At 26.7% G+C, this 12,041-nt stretch carries 10 protein-coding genes; 8 read left to right on the forward strand and 2 right to left on the reverse strand.

Features of this window, described 5'->3' with window-relative positions; genetic code table 11:
* Window positions 1-129: 129 nt before the first annotated feature.
* The 5 genes from VN21_RS16845 to VN21_RS16860 all read left to right on the forward strand — a co-directional run bounded on the left by VN21_RS16845 (window position 130) and on the right by VN21_RS16860 (window position 6,903).
* A complete protein-coding gene (locus tag VN21_RS16845) occupies window positions 130-1,101 on the forward strand; it encodes a TIM barrel protein (RefSeq protein ID WP_046824285.1) in 972 nt (323 codons plus the stop codon).
* A gap of 285 nt (window positions 1,102-1,386) precedes the next feature.
* Complete coding sequence (locus VN21_RS16850) at window positions 1,387-3,126, forward strand: ABC-F family ATP-binding cassette domain-containing protein (RefSeq protein WP_046824286.1); 1,740 nt, start codon at window positions 1,387-1,389, stop codon at window positions 3,124-3,126.
* Between the two features lie 140 nt (window positions 3,127-3,266).
* Complete coding sequence (locus tag VN21_RS18955; RefSeq protein ID WP_200898169.1) at window positions 3,267-3,422, forward strand: hypothetical protein; 156 nt, start codon at window positions 3,267-3,269, stop codon at window positions 3,420-3,422.
* A 21-nt stretch (window positions 3,423-3,443) separates the two neighbouring features.
* Window positions 3,444-3,728 (forward strand): hypothetical protein, encoded by a 285-nt coding sequence (locus tag VN21_RS18960; protein ID WP_200898170.1) that lies wholly within the window; start codon window positions 3,444-3,446, stop codon window positions 3,726-3,728.
* A gap of 25 nt (window positions 3,729-3,753) precedes the next feature.
* A complete protein-coding gene (locus VN21_RS16860; RefSeq protein ID WP_046824287.1) occupies window positions 3,754-6,903 on the forward strand; it encodes a DEAD/DEAH box helicase in 3,150 nt (1,049 codons plus the stop codon).
* Window positions 6,904-6,992: 89 nt separating this feature from the next.
* Here VN21_RS16860 and VN21_RS16865 read toward each other — a convergent pair whose 3' ends face one another.
* Complete coding sequence (locus VN21_RS16865) at window positions 6,993-8,591, reverse strand: peptide chain release factor 3 (RefSeq protein ID WP_046824288.1); 1,599 nt, start codon at window positions 8,589-8,591, stop codon at window positions 6,993-6,995.
* A gap of 271 nt (window positions 8,592-8,862) precedes the next feature.
* Between VN21_RS16865 and VN21_RS16870 the strand changes: the two genes are divergently transcribed.
* From VN21_RS16870 to VN21_RS16880, 3 genes are all read left to right on the forward strand, one after another.
* On the forward strand, window positions 8,863-9,531 hold the full coding sequence (locus VN21_RS16870; protein ID WP_046824289.1) for a YkgJ family cysteine cluster protein: 669 nt from the start codon (window positions 8,863-8,865) through the stop codon (window positions 9,529-9,531).
* Window positions 9,532-9,672: 141 nt separating this feature from the next.
* Window positions 9,673-10,503 carry a metallophosphoesterase gene (locus VN21_RS16875; protein ID WP_046824290.1) on the forward strand — a complete coding sequence of 277 codons (831 nt, stop codon included), beginning with the start codon at window positions 9,673-9,675 and terminating at the stop codon, window positions 10,501-10,503.
* Window positions 10,504-10,608: 105 nt separating this feature from the next.
* The gene (locus VN21_RS16880; protein WP_046824291.1) at window positions 10,609-11,316 is read left to right on the forward strand and encodes a hypothetical protein; all 708 of its coding nucleotides are present in this window, start codon (window positions 10,609-10,611) and stop codon (window positions 11,314-11,316) included.
* Between the two features lie 69 nt (window positions 11,317-11,385).
* Here VN21_RS16880 and VN21_RS16885 read toward each other — a convergent pair.
* Window positions 11,386-12,041 (reverse strand): nitrite/sulfite reductase domain-containing protein (locus tag VN21_RS16885; protein ID WP_152650844.1); only part of this gene is annotated, 656 nt, incomplete at its 5' end.

Below are 12,041 nucleotides of genomic sequence, written 5' to 3' on the forward strand. Positions count from 1 at the left end.
TTATACAATTAGGATATTATAAAATTAAAATTTTATTGACTTATAGATAATAGGACGTTATTAAAAAATATAAAAAGTTTTGATTTATACACAAATGAAATAAATTAAGTTTATAGGGGGATTTTAAAATTGTTAAAAATTATTAATTTATCTACATATAGTTACGATATGGACAGGTATAATAACAACTGTGAGAATATAAATAAATTTTTAAAAAAACATAATATAGATGCAATAGAATTATTTGCACCATCAGGATATAGTGAAGAATTAATACCTGAAAATAGAATAAAAGGAATACATTTAAAACACTTCCCTATTTGGATAGATTTTTGGAATGGAAATAAGAAAGGTATGTTAGAAGACTTTGATAGTGTAGAAGGTATAATAAACAATTATGGTGGAAGTGATAAAAAGGCAATAATAAATCAATATAAAGAAGAAATAAAATTAGCAGAAAGGCTAAATGCCGAATATGTAGTCTTTCATGTATCTAATACAAAACTAAAACATTGTTACAACTACAACTTTACATATACAGATAAAGATGTAATAGATGCGTCTATTGAGTTAGTAAATGAAATATTTAAAGATTTAGATACAGGGGTAACAATACTTTTTGAAAACTTATGGTGGCCAGGGCTTAGAATGGTAGATAAAAAATTAGCAAAATATTTTATTGAAAGTATAGAATATGAAAATAAAGGATTTATGCTAGATACAGGCCATTTACTTAATACAAATTTAAACATAGATACAGAAGAAGAGGGAATTGATTATTTATTAGAGATTATAGATGAGTTAGGAGATTTAAAAAGTTACATAAAAGGAATTCATTTAAGTAAATCTATCTCTTCAAAATATGTTAAAAATCAAATTTCAAAATATGAAAATTTAGAAATTAATTATAGTGAAATGATTAAGGATATAATTTTTCATATATTAAAAATAGACGAGCATAAGCCATTTACAAATAAAAAAATAAAAAAACTAATAGATATAATAAATCCAAAATATTTAGTATATGAATTTATAACCACATCTTTGGATGAATTAAGTGATTTTATAAATATACAAGATAAAACTTTAGGATTATATTAAACTGTGATTATATGATGAAAAAATGGTCATAATAATTGAATTTATAACTTTGAAAAATAAATTGAAAATTCAGATATAATTAATGGTAAGTTTATAAATGTACTAAACAAGTAGAGTTTCAATATAAAAGCATTGAAATAAGTCTTAAAAAATGGTATTCTATCAAAAGAAAATTTAAAAAGAATGTCGTTATTATATATAAAATCAATTTTAAAATTGGGATTTGATATATACTAGAGCTTATTTACTTAAGCTCTTTTTAAATGATAAAGAGAGGTAATAAATATGATAAAAATTGACAACTTGTCCTACTCATTTCCAAACAAAGATCTATACAATAATATTTCATTTACATTAGAAGAAGGTCAACACTGTGCTTTCATAGGAGCTAGTGGGAGTGGAAAAAGTACACTTATAGATATAATAATGGATCCAGAAAGATATTTGTATGATGGTACATTAGAAATAGATCCAAACTTCAAAATTGGATATGTAAGTCAGTTCTTACAAGAAAATAAAAGCAAAGAAACTACAGTTTTTGAATATATAGCAGAAGAATTTATAAAATTACAAGAAAAAATTTCATCTATATGTACTGAAATGGAAACATCTTCGGATATTGATGCGCTTTTAGAAAAGTACCAAGAAGCTTTAGATGCATTTGATGCAATTGATGGTGATGATTATGAAAGTAATATTAATAGAAAACTAAATCTTGCAAACTTAGGTAATCATAAAGATAAAAAGTTATCTGAAATTAGTGGAGGAGAATTTAAACTTATCCAAATAATTAAGGAAATGCTTAATAATCCTGACTTGATGATTATGGATGAGCCAGATGTATTTTTAGACTTTGAGAATCTTAATGCTCTAAAGAATTTAATTAATTCTCACAAGAAAACAATACTAGTTATCACACATAATAGATATCTACTTAATCATTGTTTTAATAAAATTATACACCTTGAAAATGCACAACTTCAAGAATTTGATGGAAGATATATTGATTATAATTTCTCATTACTTCAAACTAAAATTGAATTACAAGAATTATCTATTGCTGATGATGAAGAAATTGAGAGAAATGAAGCTTTAATCCAAAAGCTAAGAGAAAGAGCAACTTATAATGCTGAAGCTTCTAACGGAAGAGCTTTAAAAGCTAGAGTTAAAATACAAGAAAGATTAGAAGCTCGTAGAATTAAAGCCCCGTTTGTAGATATTAAACAACCAAATATTAAATTAGACACTGATAACGAAATAGAAGAAACTATTGCTTTAAAAGTTAGTGATTATAGAATGGCTTTTGATAAAGTTCTTTTAGAAGATGTTAATTTTGAAATTAAATCTAATGATAAAGTAGCACTTGTTGGTACAAATGGGGTTGGTAAAACAACTATACTTAGAGAAATATTCAAAAATAATAATAAATCAATTGAAATAAATGATGATATTAAGATAGCTTATTTATCTCAGTTACAATCAGAAATTTTAGATGAGTCTAACACGATATTTAAAGAATTTTCTGAGCTAGGATTTGAAAATCGTAGAGATGTTAGAAGATATATTTCAAATTATGGTTTTGGGCAAGATGCTATTGAACAAAAAATAAAAGATTTATCTGGTGGAGAAAAAAATATTCTTCAATTAGCTAAGGTGTCATATATTAAGGCAAATATGCTACTTTTAGATGAACCAACAAGTCATCTAGATACTTATTCTCAAATAGCGCTTGAAAAAGCTATAAAAGATTATAATGGTGCAATTTTAATGGTTTCTCATGATTACCAATTTATAAATAATTGCATGGACTATGTTTTAATGATTGAAGATAAGAAAATCAGAAAAGTTAGTATGAAAAAGTTTAGAAAAATGATTTATGCTAACCATTTTGATAGAGACTATCTAGAAATTGAAGAAAAGAAAAAATTAGTTGAAACAAAAATATCAAAAGCTTTAAGAGATATGGATTTTGAACTTGCAAAAGTTTTATGTCAAGATTTAGAAGAGCTAATTAAGTTGCTTTAAGTATTATATAGTCTAAAGTGACAAGTTAATATATAAATGGAAAATAAATAGGATTAGAGTAGGGCATATGTGCTTTAGAAACTCTAATCCTAATTTTTACGCTTAAGAATTTATGATTAACGAATATTTGTGGAAAACTTATGAAGTGGTTCGCAGACGTAGTCGCTCAAGCGAAGCGAATTTTTACAGAATATAAGGAGTTTATAGATTTGGTAACAAGTTTATCTGATAAGTTTTTATTGGTTGAAAGAAATGATATGAGTTCAAGTGACAATCTAATAAATGTTCTAAAATAATTAGAAAGTTCATTAATAGATATGAAAGAACAATCGGAATGGCCAAGTGCTATGTTAACTGAGTCAACCGCTAAAGTTTATTATTATAAAATAGATGACAATTCTAAAAATGTATTAAAAGAAGAAGTTGATTCATTATTTTCTTGGGAGCAACCTGAATTACCTGAAGATTTATGCTTTATAAATGGTGATGAAAGTTGGATAAGTACATCATCTCATGAAGGGTATTGTGATATAATCTCAGAAGACGAGGATATTATTGATTCTATTTTAAGAATAGAAGGAGTAGGAAAAAGATTTTTTTAATAATAATTAAAATAAGAGGTAGGAAATGAAAATTAAAAAGGGGATATATGAACAAGTAATATCTAATAAAATACATGAAGAACTTAAAATTAGGGAAGATGAAATAAATATATTTAAAGAGGAAATAGAAAAAGAAGAAGCTAAAGTAATTCTTTCTAAATATTTACAAGAAGTAACTAAAAAAAGCTTAAATCTAATTAAAAACAAAGATATAAATAAACAAATTGAGGTATGTAATCAAATAATAAATTATTTATCTGAGCAAGTAGAAGATAAAGAAATAAAAGAAAATAACATACATAAAGATGGAGAAATATTATTAAGTGTAGAAGAAAAAATAAATAAATCTAAAATAAAAAACAATAATATAAGACCACTAACCCCTATATCACAAAGCTATTTATTTACAAATTCTAATAATGAACCAGATTTAATAAGTGAATTAAAAAGAGAAATATTAAGTAGTGATAATATAGATATATTAGTATCTTTTATAAGATGGAGTGGACTGAGGCTTATTAAAGATGAACTTATAGAACATACACAAACTAAAAAACTTAGAATAATAACTACTTCATATATGGGAGCAAGTGAATTTAAAGCCATAAAGTTTTTATCAGAACTTCCAAATACAGAAGTAAAAATATCCTATGATACACAAAGAACAAGGCTACATGCTAAAAGTTATATGTTTCATAGGAACACAGGATTTACTACAGCATACATTGGGTCATCGAATATATCAAAAGATGCAATGACAACAGGTCTTGAATGGAATATGAAAGTTAGCGAAAAAGATTCTAAAAACATAGTGGATAAATTTAAAGCTACATTTGAAAGTTATTTTAATGATGAAGAATTTAAAACTTTTACAGAAGAAGATGAAGAAAAATTAAAAACGGAACTAAAAAAAGCTAGAGTAAGTGAGTTGAAAAATGAAAATAACGATATAGTTAATATTGATGTTAGACCTTATCATTATCAGCAAGAAATACTAGATACTTTAAGTGTTGAAAGAGATGTACTAGGGCACAATAAAAATTTGGTTGTAGCAGCAACTGGAGTTGGAAAAACTGTTATATCTGCATTTGATTATAAAAATTTTAAAAGTCAAAATAAAGGTAAAGTAAATAGATTACTATTTATTGCACACAGGGAAGATATATTATCACAAAGTCTTAAAACTTTTAGAACAATACTAAGAGATAGAAATTTTGGGGGATTATATAGTGGTAATTTTACACCTAATAATATAGATCATGTATTTATGACTATACAAACATTTAATTCTAAGAAGTTTGATGAATGTTTAGATAAAGAGTTTTATGATTTTATAATAATAGATGAATTCCATCATGCAAGTGCACCTAGTTATCAAAAGATATTAGAACATTTTAAACCTAAGGTATTATTAGGTCTTACTGCAACACCTGAAAGAATGGATGGAAAAGATGTTTTAGAATATTTTGATGGAAAAATAAGTAGTGAAATGAGATTATGTGAAGCTATAGATAAAAAGTTATTATCTACATTTCAATATTTTTGTATAAGTGATGAACTTGACTTAAGCAAACTTAAATGGTCAAAAGGTGGGTATGACAATAAAGAACTTACAGAATTACTTACAATAGATAAGTTAAATTCTAAGAAAAGAGCAGACTTAGTCATTAGAAGCTTACATGATTATATATCAGATATTGATGAAGTAGTTGGACTTGGATTTTGCGTAAGTATAGAACATGCAAATTTCATGGCTAATTATTTCAATGATAAAAAAATACCTTCAGTTGCCATAAGTTCAAAAACCACTAAAGATGAAAGAGATAAAGCAAAATCAGGCCTTATAAACGGAAAGTACAAATTTGCCTTTGTAGTTGATTTATATAATGAAGGTGTAGATATTCCAGAAGTTAATACAATACTATTTTTAAGACCTACTGAAAGCTTAACTGTATTTTTACAACAGCTAGGAAGAGGACTTAGACTTAGTGATAACAAAGAATGCTTAACAGTACTTGATTATGTAGGACAAGCACATAAAAATTATAACTTTTATGAAAAGTTCTCATCAATAGCAAGAAAAAAAGGAAAAGCTCTAAAAGAAGAAATAGAAAATGGATTTATAACACTACCTAAGGGTTGTCATCTTCATATGGAGAAGCAAGCTAAGGAATATATATTAAGAAATATTAATTCATTTATAAATAATAAAACAACTATAACAAATAAAATTAAAACTTTTGAAATTGAAAGTGGTAAAAAATTAAATTTAGAAAACTTTATAGAATTTTATAATATAACATTAAAAGAAATTTACAAAACTAAAAATAGTTTTTATAGACTTTGTGTAAATGCAAAAATTAAAGAAGAGTTTTTTGATATAGATGAAAAGTGTTTAAGTAGTGGAATGATTAGACTTACAAATACTGATTCTGTAAGACTTCTTAAATTTTGGATAGAAACATTACAAAATTATAAAAATGAAAATAAAATTGCGAATTTAACTGGTAGTGAAGAGCAAATGTTACTTATGTTGTATTATACCTTGTATACTAAGAGCCCTAAAGAATTAGGTATAAACAATATAATTGAGTTTTTAAAAAGATTGTATTCTAATAGATTAATGTATGAAGAAATTTTAGAGGTACTTAAATACAACTTAAATCATATAAATGTAAAAACATTAAGTGATGGACTTAAATTTGAAAGTAATTTAGAAGTTCATTCAACTTATACTAAAGAGCAAATATTAGCAGCATTTGGGAAAAATACTATAGATAAACAATATCCTCTTAGAGAAGGTGTTTTATATATTGAAGAAATAAAAACAGATATATTTTTAATAACTTTAAATAAAGTCGAAAAACATTTTTCTCCATCTACTATGTATGAAGATTATGCTATAAATGATAAATTATTTAATTGGCAAAGTCAAAGTAGGACAAGTATAGATTCGCCTACGGGACAAAGGTATGTAAATCACATTAATACAAATAACAATATATTGCTATTTGTGAGAGAAAATAAAAGAGAAGATGGAATCACCTCTCCGTATATTTATTTAGGACCAGCAGATATAGTAAGTTATAGTGGTAGCAAACCTATAAATATTGTGTGGAAGCTTAAAAATACATTGCCTGCAAGCATTGCTGTAAAAGTAGAAAAAGCTTTGTAAAAAATATATTTTCAAAAACATAGAGAATGTATGAACAATATAAAATTAATCCCCCTATGTAAAAAAATCAGACGTAGGGGGATTAATATTTATAAAGAAGTTTCTCTTAAAACTAAACCTTCATTTCTTTCAAGAAGATGTCTAATAGACCATTCATTTTGGAATAACAATACTGGATTTCTATTTTTATCTTCAACTAGTATTGTATCCATTGTCATCGAAAGCTTATCTGAATTGAAAGTCTCAGGTTCAATCCAACGTATATAACGGTAAGATAGTGTATTCATCATCATCTCAACACCATACTCTTGCTTTAGACGATATTCTAAAACTTCAAACTGTAAGACTCCAACAACTCCTACTATAAGTTCTTCCATACCAAAGTTAGGTTGTTTGAATACTTGTATAGCACCTTCTTCTGCTAATTGTGTAATACCTTTTACAAATTGCTTTCGCTTAAGAGCATTCTTTGTAGAAACTCTTGCAAAATGTTCAGGAGCAAATTGTGGTATACCAGTGTACTCAAGCTTTGATTGTTTTTCACTTAAAGTATCACCAATATTAAATATACCTGGGTCGTGTATACCTATAATATCTCCTGGATAAGCTGTATCTATTATAACACGGTCTTGTGCCACAAACTGTTGTGGTTGAGAAAGTTTTATCTTCTTATTTCTTTGAACATGATTTACTGACATGCCTTTTTCAAATTTACCAGAGCAAATTCTAAGGAATGCGATTCTATCTCTATGAGCTTTGTCCATATTAGCTTGGATTTTAAATATAAATCCTGAGAAGTTATCAGAATTAGGGTCTATATCACCTAAGTTACTGCTACGAGGCATAGGTGGTGGTGTTATCTCTAAAAATGACTCTAAAAATGGTTCAACACCAAAGTTAGTAAGGGCACTTCCGAAGAATACAGGAGATAATTCACCATTTAATATTTTATCTAAATCAAAATTATCACCAGCTATATCTAAAAGTTCTATATCTTCTAGTAATTTTTCATGAAGAGCATCACCTAATAAAGTATTGAATTTTTCATCAGTTACCTCTCCAGTTATAGACTTAGCAATAGATTGTCCGTGGTTACCATCATCAAATAATTCTATTTGATTTTTATGACGGTTAAATACACCTCTAAATTCTTTACCAGAACCAATTGGCCAGTTTACTGGGCAAGAACGAATTCCTAATACATTTTCAATATCTTCAAGTAGTTCAAATGGGTCTTTTCCTTGACGGTCCATTTTATTTATGAATGTGAAAATTGGAATTCCTCTCATTTTACAAACGTGGAATAATTTCTTTGTTTGCTCCTCAACCCCTTTAGCAGAGTCAATAACCATTACTGCACAGTCTGCTGCCATAAGAGTTCTATAAGTATCCTCACTGAAATCTTGATGTCCTGGTGTGTCAAGAATGTTTATGCAAAAGTTGTTATATTCAAATTGAAGAACACTTGATGCAACAGATATACCTCTTTGTTTTTCAATTTCCATCCAGTCAGATACTGCATGTTTTTGAGATCTTCTTGATTTAACAGATCCTGCTTCACGAATTGCTCCACCATATAGTAGAAACTTTTCAGTTAATGTGGTTTTTCCTGCATCGGGATGGGAAATGATTGCGAAAGTTCTTCTTCTTTTAACTTCATCAATCAAGCTTAAATTTTGTTCTGTCATTTTTTATCATCCTTTATTTTAATTTTATGATTATCCAAATATAAAAAAACTATAACCCTATTGATATTATAATTTTATTGCAAAACTGTCAATATAGAAACGGACTAAATTATAGTAATAAGGAGATTTATTTAAGCTTTAAAATTGAATTAAAATAATGATATTTTCTTTTGAATAAATAGAAAATATATTAAGTTGTAAGTAAATTTTTAGTATAATAGTAATTATTAAGTATTTTAGACAAAGCTAAAAAAGAAAGAGGAAAAAGTAAATGAGATCTATAAATATACTAGAAGAAATTTCAGATGGAAAATTATATGATATTGAAGATATAGTAAAAGCAGATACATGTGGTTGTGATGGATGTAATGATTGCTGTCGTGACGTTGGAGAATTAGTAGTTCTTACGCCTTTTGATGTATATGAAATGGTTACATACTTAGGAGTTGAATTTGATGAACTAGTAGGACAAAACATTGAATTACGTCAAAATAATAAAATTTTATTGCCATATTTAAAAATGAATGATGATAACAAAAACTGTAGCTTTTTAAATAAAGAAGGAAGATGCACTATTCACTCTAAACGCCCGAATATTTGTCGCTTATTTCCCCTTGGAAGAGTATATAAAGATGATGATTTTAAGTATTTCTTGCAGATAGGAAACTGTCCAAAAGAAGATTTAAAGGATATAAAAGTAAGTCAATGGGTAGGAATTGATAATTACGACGAGAATAAGAAATTTATATTAGAGTGGTATAAGTTTATTAAAGCACTAACTTTCCGCTTAAAGTTTGTGAGAGATGAAAAAGAAATTGAGGAAATTAATAAAACCTTATTAGATAACTGCTATCGTGTTGAAATAGAAGAAGGTAAAGATTTTTATTCTACATTTATGAAAAATCTACCTGAGGTAAAAAATAAACTAGGAATTATTTAGTTCAATTATATTAAGGCTGTAAATAGATTTATGAAAATATAAACTATTTACAGCTTTTTTTATAATTGAAATGTAACATATATGTAATATAAAAATGATAAATTTATATTTATTAAAAGGCAATAAAAAAGGAGAGAGAATTTGAAATTACTAAACAAAATATTTAAACTAATAATTTTAACAATTATTATATGTTTGCTTATGTTTTCATACGCAAGATACATAGAGCCTTCTATGTTAAGGGTTAAAAATATAGATTTGAAAGTTAAAGATATAAAAGCTTGTAGGGTTGTATTTTTTACAGATACACATTTTGGGAAACTATACTCTCAAAGTAATATAGATAAGATAGTTAAAAAGATAAATAATCAAAATCCAGATATTGTTATATTTGGAGGCGATCTTTTAGATAATTATGCAAGGGATTACTCTTTACTAGATACTGATAGTCTTCAGAAGAGTTTAAGTAAAATTGAAGCAAAATATGGGAAATATGCCGTGTTTGGAAATCACGATTATGGAGGTGGAGCTTCTAGAGTATATGAAAAATTTATGAATGGAGGTGGATTTAAAGTTCTAAAAAACGAAAGTTCATATATAAGTGATTTAAACTTAAACATAATCGGATATGATGATTACTTGCTTGGAAATACTAAAAAATCTGATTACAAAATTGAAGAAAATAAATTCAATTTAGTATTAACTCATGAACCAGATGTTGTAGAATTAATGACATCTTCAAGCGAGAATTTTATTCTAAGTGGGCATTCACATGGAGGTCAAGTAACTATAACATTTCTAACAGATAAAATACTTCCAGTAGGAGCACATAAATATGTTAAAGGGTTATACTCAGAAAAGGATGTAGGAATAAATGATAGTACAAAAATGTATGTAAGCAGCGGGATTGGCATGACAAGCATTCCGTTAAGGTTTTTAAATTCTCCAGAAATTGTAGTATTTAATATTTGAGCAAATTAGAATTCAGTTGTATTAATGGTAGCAAATTTTTATAGTAACTAAAAAAATTATATAACATAAAATAATATAATTGAAAAATCTAATTGGAGGATAACTATGAAAAATTCAACTGAAAAAGTTATGGTAGATTTTGCAAATGGCAATATAACTGGGGAAAATTCAAAAGATGATGTGATTTTAGTAGGCATTTCACCGTATAAGGAGAGTTCTTATGTAGATGAAATAGAGATTGTTTTAAATCAAGAAAATGGAAATTCTATATCAATTGATTTTCCATATAGCGGATATGATATGCAACTTTTTTTAGGGGATTTTACTGGAAACAATAGATCAGACATAATGGTAAGAGGCGGGTTTGGAGGATCTGGAGGATTTGAAATAGGGGTTATATATAAATATGAAAATGGAAAGTTAATAGAGATTTTCAATCAAAATTCATTTTATGATAACAATAAGTGTCAAGCATCATATAAAGAAAACTATAAGCTAAATATTAACTGTGGAGAAAATAAATACTCATTAAATTTAGCTGCAAGACCTAAAGACTATTTAAATTTAATATATACGCCTGATGGTAAAGTTAAGCCTACATATGAACCATATGTAGATGCTCCAAGTGCTATATTACCTACAAAGCAGATATATAATGATTTTTATGAACTTATTATTTTGCAAAGAGTAGTAGGAGTGGCAAATTCAGATACTTTAGCATCGATACAAACGTTATTGAGTTTAGAAGACAGCAAAAATAATATAATATACAAAGGGTTATTATTTTTACCTGGGGAAGAGACTGAAAACTAAAATATTAATAAAAAAGCCTGAAAATAGATTGGTATTTTCAGGCTTTTTTATGTTAGGTAAATTTTTATATTACAGATTAGATTTAAAATTTTCAAAACCTAACCGATCTATAAAATCTCTAAGTTTCTCTTTTGAATTAGCATTTGATTGATAATAGTTAATAACACTTTTAAAAAGTTTATATGTGCTTTTTTCATCTAAGTCAGATGCTAGTACATATCCAGATTTAGGATTAGTTCCAGCACAACCTCCAACAGTTATAAACAGCTTACCATTTGAATCAGCTAAAATACCTATATCTTTAACATATGCACTTACACATGAGTTTTTACAGCTAGATATTGCTATTTTAGTTTTTGAAGGTAATTCTATACCGTAAAACTCATTTACTATTTTCATATATATACCTATTGTAGGGTATTTAGACATTCTACAAAAATTAGAAGTACAAACTGTTATATTTGTCAGCAAGTTTTTGCCTTTAGGAACACAATCAAAATTTAAATCGTCTATAACTCTTTGTAAATTTATTTCATCAATATTTATTATTGAAATTTTTTGGTTAGTTCCAATTTTAAGTACACCATTATATTTTTGTGCAATCTCACCTATATGAATTATATTTTCAGGTGATATGAATGGAGTTTTAAAATTTGGGGTTATAGTAAACTTATCTTTTGTACTTAAAGTTTTTTGTTTTTTAATAAATTTCTCCATATGTAAAA

Source organism: Paraclostridium benzoelyticum (genome assembly GCF_001006285.1).
Lineage (GTDB): Bacteria > Bacillota > Clostridia > Peptostreptococcales > Peptostreptococcaceae > Paraclostridium > Paraclostridium benzoelyticum.